Origin of the sequence: Escherichia sp. WS1118 (genome assembly GCF_046487695.1) — a bacterium.
In the GTDB taxonomy this organism is placed as follows: Bacteria; Pseudomonadota; Gammaproteobacteria; order Enterobacterales; family Enterobacteriaceae; genus Escherichia; species Escherichia coli.
Window position 1 is genome coordinate 1 of the sequence record NZ_JBJQIZ010000019.1, and the last position, 19,129, is coordinate 19,129.

General features: G+C 42.7%; 19 protein-coding genes. All 19 read right to left on the reverse strand.

The window, feature by feature from the left end; all coding sequences use genetic code 11:
- Positions 1-1,132: shufflon system plasmid conjugative transfer pilus tip adhesin PilV (pilV, locus tag ACJHYO_RS21825; protein WP_251362479.1), on the reverse strand; the 1,132-nt coding region annotated here is incomplete at its 3' end.
- A 12-nt stretch (positions 1,133-1,144) separates the two neighbouring features.
- Positions 1,145-1,780 carry an A24 family peptidase gene (locus ACJHYO_RS21830; protein ID WP_000934978.1) on the reverse strand — a complete coding sequence of 212 codons (636 nt, stop codon included), beginning with the start codon at positions 1,778-1,780 and terminating at the stop codon, positions 1,145-1,147.
- Positions 1,781-1,783: 3 nt separating this feature from the next.
- The gene (locus ACJHYO_RS21835; protein WP_001258095.1) at positions 1,784-2,266 is read right to left on the reverse strand and encodes a lytic transglycosylase domain-containing protein; all 483 of its coding nucleotides are present in this window, start codon (positions 2,264-2,266) and stop codon (positions 1,784-1,786) included.
- Between the two features lie 66 nt (positions 2,267-2,332).
- On the reverse strand, positions 2,333-2,890 hold the full coding sequence (locus tag ACJHYO_RS21840) for a type 4 pilus major pilin (RefSeq protein WP_000095051.1): 558 nt from the start codon (positions 2,888-2,890) through the stop codon (positions 2,333-2,335).
- A 44-nt stretch (positions 2,891-2,934) separates the two neighbouring features.
- Complete coding sequence (locus ACJHYO_RS21845; protein ID WP_000974900.1) at positions 2,935-4,044, reverse strand: type II secretion system F family protein; 1,110 nt, start codon at positions 4,042-4,044, stop codon at positions 2,935-2,937.
- Positions 4,035-5,573 carry a GspE/PulE family protein gene (locus ACJHYO_RS21850; protein ID WP_001420475.1) on the reverse strand — a complete coding sequence of 513 codons (1,539 nt, stop codon included), beginning with the start codon at positions 5,571-5,573 and terminating at the stop codon, positions 4,035-4,037. The genes ACJHYO_RS21845 and ACJHYO_RS21850 overlap by 10 nt, the downstream gene beginning before the upstream one ends.
- A gap of 24 nt (positions 5,574-5,597) precedes the next feature.
- Positions 5,598-6,092: a type IV pilus biogenesis protein PilP gene (gene pilP, locus ACJHYO_RS21855; protein WP_000912551.1), complete on the reverse strand. Its 495-nt coding sequence runs from the start codon at positions 6,090-6,092 to the stop codon at positions 5,598-5,600.
- Positions 6,076-7,398 carry a type 4b pilus protein PilO2 gene (gene pilO2, locus ACJHYO_RS21860; protein ID WP_000454143.1) on the reverse strand — a complete coding sequence of 441 codons (1,323 nt, stop codon included), beginning with the start codon at positions 7,396-7,398 and terminating at the stop codon, positions 6,076-6,078. The genes pilP and pilO2 overlap by 17 nt, the downstream gene beginning before the upstream one ends.
- 38 nt (positions 7,399-7,436) lie before the next feature.
- Complete coding sequence (locus ACJHYO_RS21865) at positions 7,437-9,080, reverse strand: PilN family type IVB pilus formation outer membrane protein (RefSeq protein ID WP_001035592.1); 1,644 nt, start codon at positions 9,078-9,080, stop codon at positions 7,437-7,439.
- On the reverse strand, positions 9,073-9,609 hold the full coding sequence (locus ACJHYO_RS21870; protein ID WP_001220543.1) for a sigma 54-interacting transcriptional regulator: 537 nt from the start codon (positions 9,607-9,609) through the stop codon (positions 9,073-9,075). Before ACJHYO_RS21870 ends, ACJHYO_RS21865 begins: the two co-directional genes overlap by 8 nt.
- Positions 9,610-9,655: 46 nt before the next feature.
- Positions 9,656-11,614, reverse strand: a complete 1,959-nt coding sequence (locus tag ACJHYO_RS21875) for a type IV secretory system conjugative DNA transfer family protein (RefSeq protein WP_015059539.1) — start codon at positions 11,612-11,614, stop codon at positions 9,656-9,658.
- A 15-nt stretch (positions 11,615-11,629) separates the two neighbouring features.
- The gene (virB11, locus tag ACJHYO_RS21880) at positions 11,630-12,685 is read right to left on the reverse strand and encodes a P-type DNA transfer ATPase VirB11 (RefSeq protein ID WP_001059977.1); all 1,056 of its coding nucleotides are present in this window, start codon (positions 12,683-12,685) and stop codon (positions 11,630-11,632) included.
- Positions 12,686-12,703: 18 nt separating this feature from the next.
- A complete protein-coding gene (locus tag ACJHYO_RS21885; RefSeq protein ID WP_410232571.1) occupies positions 12,704-13,843 on the reverse strand; it encodes a TrbI/VirB10 family protein in 1,140 nt (379 codons plus the stop codon).
- Positions 13,833-14,534: a TrbG/VirB9 family P-type conjugative transfer protein gene (locus tag ACJHYO_RS21890; RefSeq protein ID WP_000274524.1), complete on the reverse strand. Its 702-nt coding sequence runs from the start codon at positions 14,532-14,534 to the stop codon at positions 13,833-13,835. Before ACJHYO_RS21890 ends, ACJHYO_RS21885 begins: the two co-directional genes overlap by 11 nt.
- 65 nt (positions 14,535-14,599) lie before the next feature.
- Positions 14,600-15,334, reverse strand: coding sequence for a virB8 family protein (locus ACJHYO_RS21895; RefSeq protein ID WP_000432282.1), 735 nt, complete (start codon positions 15,332-15,334; stop codon positions 14,600-14,602).
- A gap of 165 nt (positions 15,335-15,499) precedes the next feature.
- A complete protein-coding gene (locus tag ACJHYO_RS21900; RefSeq protein WP_063078682.1) occupies positions 15,500-17,857 on the reverse strand; it encodes a VirB4 family type IV secretion system protein in 2,358 nt (785 codons plus the stop codon).
- Between the two features lie 5 nt (positions 17,858-17,862).
- A complete protein-coding gene (locus ACJHYO_RS21905; protein WP_000362080.1) occupies positions 17,863-18,183 on the reverse strand; it encodes a VirB3 family type IV secretion system protein in 321 nt (106 codons plus the stop codon).
- Between the two features lie 70 nt (positions 18,184-18,253).
- The gene (locus ACJHYO_RS21910) at positions 18,254-18,544 is read right to left on the reverse strand and encodes a conjugal transfer protein (protein ID WP_000865479.1); all 291 of its coding nucleotides are present in this window, start codon (positions 18,542-18,544) and stop codon (positions 18,254-18,256) included.
- Complete coding sequence (locus tag ACJHYO_RS21915; RefSeq protein ID WP_001177113.1) at positions 18,544-19,128, reverse strand: lytic transglycosylase domain-containing protein; 585 nt, start codon at positions 19,126-19,128, stop codon at positions 18,544-18,546. The genes ACJHYO_RS21910 and ACJHYO_RS21915 overlap by 1 nt, the downstream gene beginning before the upstream one ends.
- Position 19,129: the final 1 nt, after the last annotated feature.

A 19,129-nucleotide genomic window follows, 5' to 3' on the forward strand; every position in this document is an offset into this window, starting at 1 on the left:
ACAGCGTACCACTTCCTGTATTGCGACCAGTAAATGATCCTCTGTGTGATCCAAGATTACTGTAACTACCGTTAGAGGAACCGGAAGTTCTCCACACACCGGATTGGCACGAAAGTATCGCCCCTGTACTGTCGCGGCCTACAAGCCCGTTAGGGGAGCAGGAAGCGCCAGCCGTTGCTGTTTTTTCAAGCTGTAAATACTCGCCTGTATAGAGGCGTCCATCAGCGCGTACAGTTCCACCTTTTACCTGGCCGCCAGTGTAAATCCCTTTATTATTCACGCTGCGCAACCAGGATGAATCGGACATATACCAGCCGCCACCATAGGTGCTGTTCATCCAGCCTTTGCTGTTTTTTGTGACCAGCCAGCCATTATTCGAAGTGATATCACCGTTGGTTGTGGCTGTATTTCCTGAAATTGCGCCAGAAAACGTACCGTTACGTGCGCTGATATCGCCGGAGAGCGCGGCGGCGTTGCCGTTTAAAGTGCCGACGTTGTTCAGATTGTTGCTGTTCATATCAATCGCCGTATGCATCCTGTTAAGGTCGGGACGATTAGTTATGGAGTAACGATACAAACGGTCGCTTTCCTGCAAATCAGCGCCAACAAGTGCCATTGCAATATGCCCGGTCGCGCAGTTCAGCCCATAGTTTGAAGGCGTGTCAGACCAGCCGCCACCCGCGCCAATCGCCTGCTTGCTGCTGTTGATGTAGCCGCCAAGCCCTTCAATCATGCTTGCTACCGAGCGCATTCCGGCTTCTGACAGGGACTGACCGCCATTACTACAGGTCAGGGCTTCCAGACGGGATGTTTTGCTGTTCTTTGCAATACCGGTAATGTAGCTTTGTCCAAAATTGGATTCAGAAAAACCAGATTTCAGATAGCCTTTCTGAATGAGTGTTGCTGGCGTGATTGTTTTGGGTAAAGAGCCAGCAAGTAGTGTTGATGCATTGTCAGCAACATAATTACGAACAGCGGTGTTATAGGTATTTGCGTGTTCTGCTGCATTCTGCCAGCGAACATTATTCAGATGGTTTTCAATGTTTTCATAAACTTTAGGGATAACCATCACCATTATGCCGATGACAAGTAATACCTCAAGGAGAGATACACCTTTATCTGTCTTTTTCATTGCTCTTAATCCTCAGAATAATATTCCCGGTACGAGTGAGTAAACAAACATTCCGCCACAAAGGAACGGACCAAATGGAATATATTTTTTTTGCTTGTTTAATCCGCCAAGAGTGAAGAAAATAATTCCGCCGATAACGGCAATAAATACAATTGAACAGGCAATCTCAGGCGTTGGAAACCATACGCCAGTTCCTGCAATAAGTAGCACATCTCCCATGCCGAAACTTTCCGTTCCGTTTTTATATGCAAAGTAAAGTCTTACAAACAGCATAATGAAGAACATCAGCATTGCACAAAACAAACCAGACAATATATTGTTATTCCATGTCTGATATAACAGGCCGGAGAAGATAAATGTCACGGTATAAAGGCGTGGTAGTAGAAATGAAAGAAGGTCTATACAGGCCATTAATGTAAGGAAGGCATAGAAAACAATCACTATTATGGATTGAATCAGGGATAGCTGATTTAATGAAAGATACAGAACGGCAAGCGTTGTCAGTATCAGACAGTAATATTTCTCTGTTCCGGTTTTATAAGATACATTAAGTTTATTTAAGCGGAATTTAACTTCATTGTAGGCGTAGCATTGACAGACGATATTTGCACAGCAAAGTATCGCCGTATTAAATATGCTGTTTAGCATAAGTTACCTTACCATGTATTTATTGTAGACATAGCGTGCGTATTTGATTCTTTTCTGTTCGTTACTTTCTTTAAAACCAGCGTTATAACTGCCAAGACAACTCCAGTTTATGCCACACTTCTGAAAATGTGTTGCCAGAATCCACGCGCCAATTTGTATATTGAGACAGGGGTTATCAATAAGCTCTGATTTGTCTTTTATTACGCCAAGTTTTTTCAGGTTAGGGATGTGTGATGAATTAATTTGCATTAGTCCGTAATCGGTGCTTAATATTTTTCCTTTTTCTTTGTTGTGATTTATCCGGTCTGGTATGAGTGAACTTTCTACAGTGGCAATGCTTTTCAGAAGCAGGGGGTCAATCAGGTAACGTTGCCCGGCTTGTGCAAAGCAGGCATCAAATCGGGTCGTTGTCGCTGAATATGCGGGTTGCAATGAAAAGATTAATGATGAAATACATGATAGCAGGATATAAAGAACAGAACGCACAATACTCCTCCTGTAAACATGGAAAAAATAAGCGCCCGAAGGCGCTTATCCGATGCACATGAAAAATCAGGAATCAGTGCTGAAGGTCAGCGTATTGCTGTCAGTTGCGCAAACAGTTGCTGCACTGACGGTTGATGTGGAAGTGCTGTTAATTTTGGAGATTGCGCTGGAAGAACGCAGGGCGTTTACCATTGCCATGCAGTTTTTCTGTGGGACTTTTTCCTCTACAACATTAAAGGAATACTTATCCGTTGATACTGTTATTTTGACGGAGCCGCCCCACGGATTTTTCGCGCTTGCGCCAGTGGAATCTGCGATCATATCGGATGGTAACAATCCTTGTTTATACAGAGTGGAAATATAGTTACTGTCAGTATAACGCCCCTGGAATTTCAGTGATTTCATGTTGGCAATCACTGTCAGGACATTGTTTTGTTCATTGGATGATTGAATGTTGGATTGCACCATTGAATAGAGTTTATATGCACCTGCTGCAAGTACAACAATAGCACCAACAACCAATAACACTTCCATCAGTGTTGCCCCTTTGTCCTGTTCTTTTTTACGGCGTGCAGAAAGAGAAGAAAAAACAGAACGCATATTTAAAACATTAATAGAAGACATAATAAATAATTCCTTATTTATTGAGAGGTTAAAAATATTAGGGATTAGTGTTGCAGGACGTTACTGACATCGTAGAGAGCAGTAATCATCATTACAATAAATGCGAAAACAATTAATGCGGATACTACAGTTATCCAGACTCCTGTTGATTTGACTTTTCCTTTTGCTTCCTCCAGCCATTTATCAGCATAGTTAGACATCATCAATGCATTGTCAGCATTTTCAGAATGAAGTAATAGTTTGTTAATGCATAATTTCGATGGGAAGTCATAACCGCAACTTTTCATTGCCATTGCAAGTGACTGTCCAAGTAAAACATATCTCCTTATTTCTTTTATTCGTTCGAGTAGCCATCTGTTTTGAGTGCTGTTTTTCTCCAGCCTTTCCAGTGCTTTTGCAACGGGAATATCAATACTTAACATGGAGGCCATGTTGAAGAGAAAACTTACACCATTAAATGTTTTATAAAGTGACCAGGGGGGAATGTAATCAAGATACTGACGGCCTGGTCCTGTATAACGCGCAAGCGAATATCTGATCAGGAAAAACAGTACGATGCAGAAGCAGAGAATATACGTCCCGTTTTCTATCAGGAAACCAGACGTATCTGTCAGTAATCGCATAGAAGTTGTCCAGCGTTCTTTCGGTGCGAGAGAAAGGAAAACAGGTGTTATGGTATCGTGGACCATATACATGTTTACCAGACAACCAAAAAACAGAACGGATGGATAAATCATCGACATAACAAGAGTCATTGTCATTTCAGAACGACTTCTGACAATTTTTATGGCCTGAACTAATCCCCCGGCAAGGTCGCCGCGAATTTCACCGCTGGATATTAATTGATATTCATCCTCCTTTATATATTTTTTTAATGCTGAAGATATTGCCCCTGTGTTATTCAGTGCATTAAGGCACTCACAACAAATATAGTAGGTTGCAGAAGACCCCGTTTTCTTTCCGTAGTCTGTTTCTACATCAATCAGGTGTGTAAGAGCACGCTTTACATTTATGCCATCATTTAACATTCCAGATAAATCTTCATATAAACTTATTCTGGAATACCTGAATGTGTATTTTGCCAGCCAGTGGGATATTCCAGAGAAATCAATTTCTATCGAATTGAGTTTCTCAAATATATCTTTTATCGCCATGTCCCCTCCGGGAGCATTGAGTATTTATCTTCGTCAATGGGGGATATGAAGTGTGCGGACAGCGGATCTACCAGGCCATGATTAATCAGGTGTAATAAGTGCTGATTACGGGTAATTCCTCCAAGTTCATAGTGCCAGTATGATTTTGCTTCCAGACGCCCGGACTGACGATATAACTGAAAAAAACGTGCGTCGGGTGAGACGACTTCTGCTATAACCGTCCTTCCCGTTACGCCTTTATAACAGTGCTCGCAACCGTCAAGATTGCGCAGCCGGACCTGTTCCGGCAGGCAATTTTCCTCAATGAGTTTCCGTTCTTCTGTACTCAGTTTGTCTGCCATTTCAGCATAAGTGCGCTTACAGTAAGGACAGAGTTTTTGTACCAGCCGTTGACTCAGCAGACCGATAAACAGAAGAGGATCTGCAATCAGCCTGGCCTGAATATTCTCCATTTCAAGGCGCTCAATAATATTCAGTGCATCGTTGGCGTGTAAGGTCGTCAGCAGAAGGTGGCCTGTCATCGAGGCTTTGATTGCTGCTAATGCCGATGCGTGATCACGAATTTCGCCGTTCAGTATCGCGTCTGGATCAAGTCGCATAGCGGATTTAATCGCGTCAACCCAGCCATCGACGGAATCCCTGACTGCCGTCTGTATTGCGCCGGGAATGCGGCCCTCCGGCGGTGATTCAATGGTGAAAAGGCGTTTTCGGGGGAGACGCATATTATCGTTATGGTTGAAACCAAACGTGCTCAGATAGGCTTCTGAAGCCGTTCTCAGAGTCGTTGACTTACCGGATCCTGTAGGGCCGGATAAAACGATAATTCCTTCCGGGCGTTGTAACATTCGCCTGATTGTCTGGATTTGTTGTGGCATGTAGCCAAGTTCTTCGAAAGTGGGAATATCCTCGCTGTCATCTTTAATCAGGCGGAAGACCGCGTACACACCACCCACGCACGGATAATGCGAATAGCGCGCCCCAAAAAGATTTACAGGCTTCAGAAAATTCTCTGCGATACGTGCATCCTGCGGTATTGCCGGGTCAAACTGCGTACCTTTGATAACATCGCTCATTCCAGAATAGGCAGCACCCAGCAATTCCAGCCCTTCTTTACGCGGGATGACATCCAGAATTTCCAGTTCCCCATGCACGCGTGCTTCGACATAAGTGAACTCGGAACCGTCCCGACCAGGTGTGATGTGCAAATCGGAACTTCCCAGGTTGTTTGCTTTCGCCAGGTAGCTAATGACCTTTTCCTGGTTGCTGTTTAAGTGTTGTGATGAGTTTGAATCAGACCTTCTTTCGCTGTCCTGGTAGCGGGATGCGATAACATCAAGAGTGGTCCAGGTTATATTTACCTGTCCGGGATATTTAACATTCAGAGTGCCAATATAAGCCTGAACAGCACGCTGTCCTTTACTGTTATCAGCGATATAAACATGAACAGGTTTATCGTCTTTTTCAGATATACTGACGTATACAACATCAGAAATATCTTTTCCGGGATAGTCTGCGTCAGAAAAAAACATTATGTGTCGTCTCTTTCAATAGCATTAAAGAATAAGCTGGCGTTTCTCTGTACCATTCTGAATCCAGACGCCATTACCGGTGATTGATGCCACCTTATAAGGAGTACCAGGAATACTTTGCCCGACCTTGACATCAGTTACTGACCCGTCCAGGAGAGAAATTCGTGCTGACATTTGTTGTGGTGTACCAAATATTTCAATAACACGAAGTGATTTAGCGGCTACACGTTGCGCTGGTATATCGGTATCTGCAAGAGAAGAATACCCGGAAGAGGGCGTTATTGCTGGCGTTGCGGACGCTACACCATTCAAATCAAGATTACGCAATTCACTGACAGCCTTCTGACGCGCCAGCTTTGCTTCGTAAATTACCGTTTCAGCCTGAATCTGCTCTACCTGTAAAATGGTCGGAGATGAATATTTTATTTCGTCTTTTGGCGTGCTTTCAGATTCTGTTGCGTAAGCAAGTGAACTGAAAAAACAGACAGAAATAATTGCTGGTTTAATTATTTTTAACATAGAATGCACCTTTAATCTCATAATTCAGTCTTCCTTCTTCCAGTTTTATTCCTGCATACTGGAAGCGAACGGCAGGTTCATGAAAGTTAGCGAAAAGTATTGAAGGCGGGGTGCTGGTCTGAATCATTAATTCATACTCGTTCCACGGGAGAATTATTGGACGGCCTTCTTCATCTGTTTTTGTGTTTTCAATTTCCTGCCAGGTGAGTTTTAACCTCATTTTTTGTGCAAATGTTGTCAGGCGTTCCTGAATATCTGTTGCCTGTGGCAATGTGTCCGGGGTAATTGGATCAGGCGAAACGTCAAAACTGACAGGAAGAGAAAATCCCCCGGCGCTGCCTTCTGGCAATACAAAAGTTGCTGTGGTTGTCCCCTGGAATATTTCTCGTATCCGTGTGCTGAAGTCCTCGACCGTAACGCCGCTCAGTTCCTTATATGATGTGCGTAACAGCCCGTCATTACCGGATGTGCTGCATTCAGCAAGGTCAAAACGCCATCCGGCGATCGATAAGGGCAGTGCATCCCATTTATCAATGCATTTATCAATAAATGGTTTTATTTCAGGTAAATGTTGCCACGGTGGGGTAATCTGTATTGCCTGTTTGTCTGCCATTTCTTTTGCCAGACGAAGACGTGCAGCTTCTGCCGCAGCTTCTTTTTCCCGGTATTCCTGGTACATGGTGATCCCGTTCCAGAGCAGTATGGCCAGAATGGCACTTCCGCCATAAATCATGAACTGACGTTTTCGGGATACGCGAGTAAACGCCGCCTCTTTCGGCGGTTTTTTTACGTCAATCAACGCAGACAGAGTGAGTGAGGGGAGTGCCTGGCTGATATCCCATGATTCAGGCTGGTATAGTTTCCAGCCGGGTTCTGGTGTTTCATTAAACTCAAGAAATGTTGTCAAAGCACTCATGATCTGACTTTTGTTACCTACAACATCGTTGACGAGAACGTTATTGACGCAGGAAACAAAGCCATAAAGATCACCGAGTTCGCAGATAGCGTATCCGTCAGGTTCGATGAGGGGTTTTATCATCAGTGCCAGTGACCAGAATGAGGACGCCCCTGTGGGAAGATCCTCTTTTCTGATAAATGCCACCATCGTTTTGGTTTCATTTTCTGAATCCTGATACTGACAGGAGAGAAAATATTCAGCGTCGTTTTTTCTTGCGAATGTACGCGCATTCTTTTCTTCTGAAGGAAGCGTTTTCCAGTCCAGACCGGAGAAAAAAGCACGCTTGTTTTTAATAACCGAAGTGAAATTCCGGTTATTCTGATTATTCTCAGACAAAGTGACCTCCAAAAAAACTCCCTGTGTTTTTTCAGGGAGTTTTCAGTTAATTAGTTCACATTTTTTATTACTGCACTGGAGCCGGAATTAAGCACATTTGGTGTAATCAAAACGACCAGAATCGTGTCGCCGTCTTCGCTGTTAATGCCACCCCCAAGTCCAAAGAAGGAGGGGGTTATTACACCTTGCTTACTGGTTTTCCGGTTTGATTGCTGGAATCCACTCAGAATAACTGTCTGGCCTGATTTCAGGTCAATAGTCTGATTAATTGTTTTCAAATCCACATTCGGTGTTTGTGCTTTACTGCCGCCACTTTCGAACACCTCAAAAGTAGGTTTGTCAGACAGACTCATTGAGAACAGCAATTGCAGGTTTTGTGAATCCGGCTGAATGTATGGAAGCAGAGTCATATTGAATCCTGTCGTTATTGTTGCCGCATTCAGTGACGTGGATGATCCCACATTGGCGGTGGAATCGGTTGTGACACTTTCAATGAAGCCCTGCTGATTGGCAATTTGCATAGGGACGGGCGTCAGGTTTTTAGTCACAGCGGAGTTTTGCGTTACGACACTGACGCTGCCTTGTGACGACAGGGCTTTCAGAAATGCTTTTGAGCCAGCCAGCTTACCGTCCACGATGGATACACCACTGGTAATAACATTCTCGGCGGCATTACCAAATGAGCCACCAAGACTCAGACCAAGATGACCATCATTAAATACTGCGTTCCAGTCGATTCCCGCCTGTTCCTGGCTTGATTTCTTGATACTCAGGATTTCAACGTTCAGCACAACCTGACGACTCATTTCATTATTGCGCTTGTTCACAATCTCCTGAACGCTGTCCAGTACATCCGGGGTATCTGTTACTGTCAGTGAACCAGTGGACAGATACATGCGCCCTGTGCCTGGTGTCAGCATTGAGGAAACTTCGCTTTTCAGGTCGTTGTACAGCGATGATTTCATTTCCACGGTTGTAGTTTGCGTATTTGATGCGTCGCCAGTCATACCGCCAGAGCTGGTAGAGCCGGTACTGCCGCTGGAAGACATTGTGCCGCTCACAACTTTTGAGTTGTATGCCACATTGCTGTCCATATATGTGATCGGGAATGAGCGCGTTTCCAGATAGAAGAATGTGATACGACCTTTATCGTATTTCCAGGATATTCCCAGCCGTGAGGATACGGTTTGCAGTAGGGCAGGAAGCCCGGAGATATTCAGTTCCGGGAGTGATGTACCGCCAGAAGAGACTTTTACTGGCTGACTGCCTACTGACGCCAGAGGAACCATTCCATTTGCATCCGGTGCTGGAATTGATCCTGTCATTTGTTGTGTTGAGCCAGTGCCTGTACCGTTCAGATAGGTCCAGACATCGGCGCTGATTCGTACCGGGATATGACAGGTTTGTGTGATGCGTTGTGCGATCTGGCGTAGCTCAATATCTGAACGAGTATTAATCACAATCGGGCAGGGCGGCGCTGATTGCTTTACCTGCTTTTCAATAATTGGCGTTGTATTAATCCATTGTTTTGTTGAGTCCTGGATAACCGGGTTATTACGAATTTTTTTCGCGTATTCAGTCGCTTTTTGTGCGTCTTTTTCGGCTGCAAGTTCATTAGTATTGATTTTTTTGAAGTTTGCACAGCCTGATAATAAAAAAGAGGATATTAATAAACAAAGCAATTTTTTATTCATATTTAATTAACTCCGGTACTGGAATGATAACTGTGCATCCTATTTCATCGTGAGAGCGGGTTAACGATATAACTGTGTCGAAAAGGTTTTGTATCTGCACGCCGCCATCTGAAGGAGTCGTGACAACAATAAGACGTTTGCCACGTTTCCTGGCTGTTTTAATAAATCGAACAATAAACTGAACAACTTTTGATTCCCGTAAGTTGTTACCGATGGCTACACTATTAAGAACCAACGTTTTTTCAGGTGCAGATAAAAAGTCAAAATAATCAAAATTTTCATCGCAAAGATAATGGTGTTTTAGAAGGGGAAGGTGTTCATGGCGTTTATAAATATCACAGAAATCAAAATATTTAACGTCAGTGTCATTGATTAGCAATTCTGCTAAAAGTGTTGATTTTCCAGTTCCAGTTTCGCCTATAATCAGAATATGTTTTTCAGAGTTTATCAAAACATCAATGGCTTCTTTCATCATATTCATATTCATATTCATATTCATATTTATCATATTCGAGTGTTTTATTCTCATAATAGAATCCTGTCTTTGCTAATCAATAGTATCTTTATTGCGAGGATTATTCAGATACGTCTGTTTTATCGTGATTATCAAGGTCTGGATTAGTAATCACATTGCCTCCGGCAACCATGACTTTTTTTCCTCCAGCTTTAGGGAGATAAATTTCTGCAATTTTTGCTATTTCATCCATGACTTCTTGTGTAAACAGGTTTGGAATGTCAACATGATTGTTACGGGCGATATCCACGCGGCGTTTAAACTCTGGTTCTTCAAACCAGATTATTTTGTTGGCAATAAATGGTCGGCTAAATTCACTGGTTATAATTTCACGGATTGCAATATTTCTGGCTTTATTCTTCTTATCCCGGAGAGACACAATTTCTTCAGGAAGAAGAACCGGGCGCTCTATTACATCATCATTCCGTGTACGTGAACTTCCTCCCTTACCACCACCACTGGATATTGAGCGTTTGGATATTTTCATATCACGCACCCCAATCTCTTCTGAAATCTTTTTAGCCAGAGCATTTTTTGATTTCGGCGGATAGTAAAGCACAACAGCACTGTTTTCAGTGAATGTGGTCCATCCTTCCTGACCGTACATATCGCTTTTTTGCCCTTGTCCTTCATTCTGAAGAATGAACATAAAGCGAAGGTTATAACCTGCTGTAAAACCAACAGCGCGTTCAATGACCTCCGATTTACCCATTGATGTAAATTCATCCAGGAGAATAAGGCACTGGTATTTCAGGTCCGGGTTATGTTCCGGCAGTTCACGACAGTTTTCATTAACCAGTAATGAGAAGAAAAGGTTTACAATTTTCTCATGAGTGATTAAGGCATCCGGTGTCAGACCAAGATAAATTGACATGGGTTTTTTACGAATATCCCGGATATCAAAATCACTGAAATTCGTCGCTTCAGCAGTAACAGGGTTGCTGAATATATTCAGTGGTGATGAAAAGTTCGTTTTTATACTTCCCCTTGTGCGATCTGGTGCTGACATGAACTCAAAGAAGAATGATTTTGTTTTATCGCTAATCCAGCTACGATTTTCAACTTCCTGTCCCATCCATGCGGCGAGATCTTTTCCATTATCGGGAATCGACGTTTTCAGTATGGCGCTGATGGAAACAAGGACGTCCGGTGCATTATGACCTTTGGCTTTCTGGTCCAGGTGAAAACGCTCCTTGTCCAGCAGGTAAAGCCCTAACCCGACAAAAAGGTTGCGTGCAGAATCAGACCATATAGGATCATCACTTGCCGGGATAAGGATTGCGGCAATTTTTGCCAGGTCCGTTTCACGAAGTAAATCACTGCGACTGACGCAATCCAGAGGATTCCAGCGGTGAGAGCGTATCTGTCCTTTAATTGCCTGGTCGATAGTTTCCGCGTATCCGGCGGGCGCAAAGAGAAAGCATTTTTGCCCTAATTCTTTTTGCCTGAATCCGGCTGATAAAAACCAGTTTTCAAGTTTGATATCCAGTATGACCATACTTCCTGGATAGTTTACGCAGTTGGGGATAACAATCCCCACCCCTTTACCAGAACGTGTCGGGGCATAAAGAATTAAAAATTGTTGTCCGGCGAAATAAATAAATTGTTTTTTGTATCTCCCCTTGAACATTTTACCGATGAGTATTGGTGGATGTTTGTAAGGTGATTTTTTATCCGGGAAAAAACCTGATTTACTCAGGTCCATATCAGTTGCGAGCCGGGCGTCACCGTAGATGACTTTTTTAGGCATAATCCCAATCACGACAATTAACATGAATATGGCAAAGAATATTAATGGAACGCTGAATCCAAACCATGCCATAAAAACGAGTTTTTTATATTGTGGGTTGCCAGAAAATGTTGAGATTACAGAATGGAATGTATCCCACTTGAGCAAAGACATATCAACGGATGAATATCTTAATGCTGTGTATCCACCGAGATAGTTTGAGGCTATAAGCACACCCACAAGAAGCAGTAACAGGAAGAGAATTAACCCCCCCATCTTTTTTGCATTCATAGTTATCTCCACAATTTACATTGTGCTCAAAAAACGATTTTTTTCTTCGGGTTCGTAATACAGTTCAGTCATTCTGGTATGGTTGAAAAAAAGAATGACATCAATTGATGTTTTTATCGTGCGCATGATGAGGTCCATATCAACAGTCATACCAACATCAGATTGTTTTACAATACTTGCCAGTCGTGAAAATGAGGCATAAGTATTATTAGCATGAATGGTACTGATTGAGCCTTCATGCCCTGTATTAAGCGCCTCCAGATAACTCCATGCTTCGTTACCCCTAAGTTCAGCAAGAAAGATGTGATCTGGCTTTAATCGCATACACGCTTCAATGATTTCCTTCGCTTCAACGGTATTTTTTTTGTAGAAAAGCCGGATGTGGTTTGGATGCAGCGGCAGAGACATTTCCGGTACATCTTCAACGGTTATATAACGCCGTTCAGGTGGAAAGATATCTGCAATTGCCTTTGCTATAGTTGTCTTACCGGAGCCAGTCCCACCTACGATTAAAAAATTAAGACGGTCTTTAACTGCCTCTCTTAAAAATTGAGCTTTAGATTGACCATCCGGACGCCGGGATAATTCATACAGGTAGCGTTGCCGTTCAGTCAGTATTGCTTCGTGTTTTGTTGCAATCCTGACATTATCAAAACGCCCTGTTCGGACATAATCATCTATAGTGAAGCGTGTTAATGATGGCTTGCGGATAGATATCACAACGCTGTTATTTTCCGTTGCAGGTGGAATGATGATTTGTCCACGTTCCCCACCGGGAAGAACTACCGATGCAATGGGATTATCATGGCTAAGTGGTATTTTTATCTTTGATAAGTTCGTCAGAGTTTTGGCAAGTGTCATTAAATTATCAAAAGTCGCGTCTGGCGCATCTTTAGATTCCCAGCCATTTTTCCCTTCAAACCATATTGTTCCTGGTTTATTCACAGATATTTCTGTGACATGTTCAATATTAAGAACAGACTGGATACCCGTCATATCCAGATATCGTCTTGCGGTTTTACTGTTATCTCGTGGTTGTGATGTATTACTGGTATCTCTGATGTTATTCATATCAATTGCTTTACTGAATTACTGAAGTTCATATACGGATGAAAAGTCGATATTTCGCGGAACAATAACAGACAATACAGTCCCCTGATTAATATATGCCGTGGGGGGAATATTTATCGTATTGTCCAGCGTTGTTTTTGCCATTTCTTTTGTTGCGTCAGATGTGTTTTCGTAGGTGATATTGCTGTTTGAGCCTGTTTGTTGCGTGCTGTTTTTCAGAATATCTAAACCATCACCAAGTAATGACAGCAGCAATGCACCACCAAAACGCTGACCAAAATGATTATCGACCCATGCAGGAAGGCCGGAAGCGCCCAGACTGTCAGTGCCAAGTGCGCCAATGCGCACATTGACATTTTCATCTTTGAGCGTTGTCCAGTTAACGAACACACGGGCTACTCCCTGTGTCATGACTTTATTCTGCTCCCCGATCAGTAATGCTCCTTTACGGGCAAGAAGCACTTCGCCGTTATCCGACCAGATGTCTCGTGTTAACTGACACATTGTGATACCGGGATAAGAGGTTACGATTTTCGTTTTGAGCACACAGGATAATGCTGTTCCCGCAGATAACAGATATCGGCGGTTCAGCACAGGGGATACCTTTCCGTCTGCGTACTGACTGCCCTGTAAATCATCTCTTTCCTGGTTTTTTTCGCCTGGTTCCTGATTGTCGATCTTCACCATTGTGTCGCCCATCAGTTGTCGGACGGATTTTGGCAATGGTTGTGGTTGGTTTGGATCTCCACTGGCGGTTTGGGGACTGCCGTTGGCTATCACATTGACGGCTGTTTGATCGGCCTTTTGTGATGCTGGCGCTGACGGGGCATTGTCTGCCTGTTTCTGTTCTTGCTCCTCCTGTGCTTTCCTGCGGTTAGCGGCATCGAGTTTTTCCTTTTCTTCGATGTTTTTCATCATTGTTGTCAGTGAAACGCCATTGTTGGTATTTGTGACCAGTGTCTCGTCAGACTTCTCAAGAGGTGTTTGCTGAACGACCTGTTCTCGTGAAAGAACTTTAAACAAGATAATGATCACAAATAACGCGGCAATCAGTAATATGATGAGGATTAATATTTTTTTTGGTGCTGCTTTACCTTTTACTTCGATAATTCCGCGATTTCCCGCGTCATTATTTTTTTCATCATCTTTATTTTTCATAGCTGAACTTCTCTACTCGTGTTTTTCCGTTTGACGTACCTTTTTTATTCCACGGACGATTAACGATTGATGATGTTCTGATATCTGCAACCTGATCACCCAGGCGCAAACGGAGATTTTCAGCCACGTCATAGTAAACCATTGTGTTTTTATTTCTGTCTCCGTTAACCAGATGTTCATTTCCATCGGCATCAACACGATAAAGGACCGGAATTTCCTGTTTATTAGTCCATCTCATGCATGTAAATTCGCCATTATCCCATACCTGATAAGGGAAAATTGATTTGTCCCCCTTGAGTTGATAATGACCATTAATTATTCCACCATCAGTGCATGGAAATGGCTTTTCAGTCATTACGGTAGCTGACGGTGGTTTCGGATAATTAAAACGCAGAATATACGTGGGTTGTTTCGTGGTTGATATCAGGTAAAGAGGATATATATGCTTATTGGTCTGAACGGTAACGTTTGTATCCGGTTCTTCTGCTTTTGGACGCAGAAACAGAGTGTTGTCCCTGACCGATACTGACCAGGCTTCTGGATCACCAATTCCGACATCTTTTATTGTTTCGTCTTGTCCGAACTTAATTGTTGTTTGTGCGCCTGCTTTTACGCGCACATTAAATACATCCTGCTCGTTATAATCTACGGTCTGAATACGCCCGTCTCGTTCCGATGGTGTGCCGTACATAGCTGCTAAAGCACCAGGTACTTGTAGCATCGACAAAAGAACTATCGCAGTAGTGCGTTTAAGCATCATTTTATAACCTCTGGATCAGGTTGGTAGCTCAGAACTTGCAGTCCCAGCGGATTCACAAGGCGCTCTTTTTCTGTTTTGATATCTTTATCCCAGTCAAAAGAAATCGTCGAAATCCACTCTGTTGCTCTGTATCCGGGGGCGGGTTTACCAGATAAATCCAGTACCATTTTTTTGAAACGCACCTGCGCCATATCCTTCCTTAGAAGGATTACTGAATTAATCTGGACCTTAATTTTGTAGTTGTTTTTCAGAATGTTCAGTGGTGAGGAATCAGCACGAATCATGGTGTCATAAGCTGAAAACACCTTTTGGGAAGACATTGTTTTTACTGTATCGGCCTGTTCCTGGATAGTCTGCCAGTCGTATGCTTCATAGTTAATGAGATATTTTGACAGGAAATATTTAGTCTCAACATCCTGATAACTTTCCTTAGCATCAGATAATTGAGGGGCAATATCAGTATATCCAGTGCTGTTATCCACTCGCACAAGGAACGGTACAGCGGTTTTTAATGGAGCAAGGGAGGCTATTGCGAAACCAAGAATGCAAATTACAACAAATTCACCAATGGCGAGAATGGTAAATGTTTTTGCCTTTTTCTTTATGATTTCAATTTCACTACGCTCAAAGTCACGTATGGCCTTGAAATAATCCTTTTTTTCGTTCTTTTCTTCAAATTTCTTTTTGGAGGCTTCTTTTTTTGAATGTTCATAATAGTTTGTGTTTTCCATTAATAATCACCTGCTTTGATCTGTTCAATTGCTGTGTTTAACTCAAACCATCCCCCTTTTTTCTGCACAGGATTGGGGGTGTGAGAACATGCACTAATTAATAGCGCGGAGGCAATTATGAGGGGGATTTTCATATTGTTTTCCGTTCTGTATAAAACAGAGAAATTAACCGTTCAGGCGTTTCAGGAGTTCTGGTATCCAGATATCAGGAGCTACATCTCCTTTTTCAGCAATAATCTCATCAAAAATAGACAGGCCAGTTTCAGAGCCAGAAAGCACGGGGATAAACTCATCGAATCCAAACAAATCCATTTTGGCGAAAACAGAAGAGCCAGATTGCTTGATGAGCATGGTCCTTGACTCCTTCGTCAGTTCTTTGAGTTTTTCAAACTCTTTTTCAGTAAGCCCAATTTCTTTATATCCTTCCCATTTTGCATCGGGATTGGGCAGGAGAATTTTCGTTGCGGTTTGTTGTACCAGCGCCGCAAAAATTGCGCAGTTTATGGCGTCTTCCGGGGACTGTGATGTTAACCACATCATTTCACCTTTCATGCGCCCCGCTTTCAGTGCGCTTTTAATCATGCTTTGTGTCATGGGAAAGTTTGCTGGCATCCAGAACTCTTCAATAATGGAGAGCATCAGATTGCCGCCGCGTTGCATGATTTCTTTGTAGAAAAACAGGACCGCGAGTAAAGGTTCACAGGCAGGATGAATACCGTTTTTTGTGTCCAGGACAACGGTTGTATCAAATCCCACTTTTTTATGATGCAGTGGATTGAAGGTATTCCGGGGGGAATCCACCGCCCAGGCATATTCGCCGTTGTCGCACCATTTGGCGAGACGCGTCTGAAGTTCAGGACTGACTATATCGAGAAGAAGGGCTGTCCGGCGTTCTTCGACAGGCATTCGCATAATGCTTTCCACGGCAGCGTTTAATTCAATGCCATGTTCATCAGAACAGGGGTTGCCCTGGTTGTCTCGTGCCAGAACCTGTGTCCAGCGTTTCAGAAATGCGAGAAGTCTGTGCCAGACGGGAGATTCCGGGCCTTCTGCCAGTTGCCACGGATTGCAGCCGGTATAGATACCTTCCTGCAATGTGAAATAGCTCCCTCCGTATGCGCGGACAAAAAGTTCGGTAGAACGGTTGTAATCCACAACAAACATTAAAGGGTCAAAGCGTTGAAGAAAGCCGCTGGCTGTTGCTTCAAATGTTGTTTTCCCTGTGCCTGTTGCGCCAAGAAACATTGCGTGTCCGGCAATTTTTTGCCCGGTAACATTTTTTTCCGGTGGGCTGTAATGTGTATTGAACCAGTAAACGCTGCCTGAATCCGTTTTTAAAGGCATTATGGCGGAGCCATCACCAATAGGATTGCCTGATTTTTTCCCGGAGGAATAATTGTGAAAAGACATCAGACAGGCCAGGTTGGTAATTGTTCTTCGGGTATCCAGTGGACGCCTCTTATTCAGCGGCATATGACTGAAAAAAACAAAAGGTGATGCGAGTGAGGCGCGACTGAAGCGGAATCCCTTACCCGAAGTAATAAACTCAGCAGAGAGCTTTATACCATTGCTTCTGGCCTGATCTGGTGTATCACCGAATACCGTTAATGCGCAGTGTAGTGAACCAAACAACGTAATTCCGGCTGCGACCGCTTCTTTACCAGCTTCGAGTTCTTCCTGCTGTATTTTGGCTGCATCATTAGCTGATTGTAGTTTGTTTAACTGTGAATCGATATTCTTCAGGGTTTTTGTTGGTGACTCAAAAATAAAGGATTGAGTAAGAATAAATTCATAGGGTTGTTTGAGAAGGAAATCCCATTGTCCGGGGGTTGTTTCTATCGGGAAATCCTTCAAAATATAATTCGTTGCGAATTTTTTACTATCCGATTCGTTGTTACGCAGTTCAAGAACATCAGCACCAAAATACCATTCAGAATCACAAATACTGGATGATAAGGGGGTGGATGATAAAGGAATCATGTTATGTTCTGCATTTAGCAATAGTGATAGATAGTCTGCCACCTCACTAATATAAGTATTGTATACGGATAATAAAGAAGCGTTAAATGGTAGAAGTGCTTTTTGCGCCTGTTGTGTCATTTCATTCATGCGCTCGATTCCGGTATCAACATCATCGTAGGGAATCCCAAATGTCAGATACCATGTTGATTTATAGAATGCGCTGGATGTGAACAGAGCAAGGTATTTTTTTGAAAACCTGCTTAAAAAATCATTGTCATAATTCCATTCTCCATTGATGGTTGCTCTTTTCTTGATAAGATGAGTCCATAAATACAGGTCGCCTTCCTTTCCTAACCCAATCAGGAAGTTTTTAACGCTGTTAAATAAATTTGTAAGAACATTATCGTTCTCCGTCTCAAATGGAATGCCTGCTACAACAAGTGAAGCCAGCATTTTTCTGTCAGAAGTAAAGATAATACTGTCTGTTACATGGAAGCGATAATCGGGATATTCACGAGCAACATCCATATTGTCACTGTTTTTTAATTTGATTTTGTGCATATATGTTACCTGACAGATGAATAACCAATAATTAAATCTCTGTGGCGGATTTTTAACAAAAGCCCCATAAGGTTTAAACGGATGACTCTTAGTGCGTTTGAGTCATTTTCACAGGCCAGTTTTACTATAAAAAGAAACAGCGCACATATGACAGGAATAATTATCCCTTTTATACCCCAAAGGAAAATAGCGGGGAAGCCTGTCAGAACAGCGAAAAAAGCCGTGAACAATAACAACATTAAGGGTATACCAGCAATTAACGCAGGACGGTTAAACCCGTTATAAGTCATGAATGACTCACTGACATGTTCATTTACTTTGTCCATAACTCACCATGAAAAAAGCCGCAATTCACACATAAGGTAAATATGCGGCACAGTTGTATATATGGATTACTTATTTGAAGAGTTCCAGCGCCCAGTTCCCGGCGTAAAGTGCACCGCCAGCGAGGGAACAATAGACAAGCGCCATTCCTACATCAGACCAGCTTTTCTTCTCCATGAATGCCATGATGACGTTATAGATCAGGTAACACAAAGCACAAACACCACCAAAGCTAAATGCCCATGTCTTAAGTTCTGTCATGGTATTTGTTGCGGTGTCGAGTCCACCTGCATAGGCAACGGAGGCGGTTAGTGACAGGAAAAACGCCAGGATAAAATACTGCAAAGTTGATTTGACTTTCATTAATTAAAATCTCCAAAAACATCCCAGTCCGGTGATGTTTTCTCTTCATCATTCGGGGGTTTTATTTCTGATTCATCAGTTTTTTCACGGATTGATGGCACGATATAGTTATTCGCGTTACGAATAACCCGTTCCAGATAAGAAGTGTTGTTGAATTTCTTTTCTTTAATAAATCCTGTTGATTCGTTACCCGAATAATACAAAGATAAAGCGCGGAGAATTTTTTGATTACTACTACCCTCCTTTTGTCTCAGATAATTGTCCGTCAGGACTGCCGCTCCTGCTTTTATATTTGTACACGGGTCAAAAACTGTTTTATTAGTCAGATTGAGTGATGGGAAATTTTTGCTGTATATCTGTGTCAGACCTGCACTAAATCTTTTATTTTCTGCTGTTAATTTTTCTGCATATTCAATAGCTCCTTTTTCATCTTTAAAATACTTACTTGTTCCGTCAGAAACATTCGCTATTACATATGGATTAGCCCCTGATTCAGTCATAATCAGGGCATTCATCGTATCGGGTGATACATCAGGGGCACACTGACTTATCAGTGCTGCCAGAACAGCCGCTGATAACTGCATA

Coding starts and splice junctions, on each gene's coding strand:
- ACJHYO_RS21830 (WP_000934978.1), bottom strand. CDS start 1,780: ATGCTAAACAGCATATTTAATACGGCGATACTTTGCTGTGCAAATATC.
- ACJHYO_RS21840 (WP_000095051.1), bottom strand. CDS start 2,890: ATGTCTTCTATTAATGTTTTAAATATGCGTTCTGTTTTTTCTTCTCTT.
- ACJHYO_RS21845 (WP_000974900.1), bottom strand. CDS start 4,044: ATGGCGATAAAAGATATATTTGAGAAACTCAATTCGATAGAAATTGAT.
- ACJHYO_RS21850 (WP_001420475.1), bottom strand. CDS start 5,573: ATGTTTTTTTCTGACGCAGACTATCCCGGAAAAGATATTTCTGATGTT.
- pilP (WP_000912551.1), bottom strand. CDS start 6,092: ATGTTAAAAATAATTAAACCAGCAATTATTTCTGTCTGTTTTTTCAGT.
- ACJHYO_RS21865 (WP_001035592.1), bottom strand. CDS start 9,080: ATGAATAAAAAATTGCTTTGTTTATTAATATCCTCTTTTTTATTATCA.
- ACJHYO_RS21870 (WP_001220543.1), bottom strand. CDS start 9,609: ATGAGAATAAAACACTCGAATATGATAAATATGAATATGAATATGAAT.
- ACJHYO_RS21875 (WP_015059539.1), bottom strand. CDS start 11,614: ATGAATGCAAAAAAGATGGGGGGGTTAATTCTCTTCCTGTTACTGCTT.
- virB11 (WP_001059977.1), bottom strand. CDS start 12,685: ATGAATAACATCAGAGATACCAGTAATACATCACAACCACGAGATAAC.
- ACJHYO_RS21885 (WP_410232571.1), bottom strand. CDS start 13,843: ATGAAAAATAAAGATGATGAAAAAAATAATGACGCGGGAAATCGCGGA.
- ACJHYO_RS21890 (WP_000274524.1), bottom strand. CDS start 14,534: ATGTACGGCACACCATCGGAACGAGACGGGCGTATTCAGACCGTAGAT.
- ACJHYO_RS21895 (WP_000432282.1), bottom strand. CDS start 15,334: ATGGAAAACACAAACTATTATGAACATTCAAAAAAAGAAGCCTCCAAA.
- ACJHYO_RS21900 (WP_063078682.1), bottom strand. CDS start 17,857: ATGCACAAAATCAAATTAAAAAACAGTGACAATATGGATGTTGCTCGT.
- ACJHYO_RS21905 (WP_000362080.1), bottom strand. CDS start 18,183: ATGGACAAAGTAAATGAACATGTCAGTGAGTCATTCATGACTTATAAC.
- ACJHYO_RS21910 (WP_000865479.1), bottom strand. CDS start 18,544: ATGAAAGTCAAATCAACTTTGCAGTATTTTATCCTGGCGTTTTTCCTG.
- ACJHYO_RS21915 (WP_001177113.1), bottom strand. CDS start 19,128: ATGCAGTTATCAGCGGCTGTTCTGGCAGCACTGATAAGTCAGTGTGCC.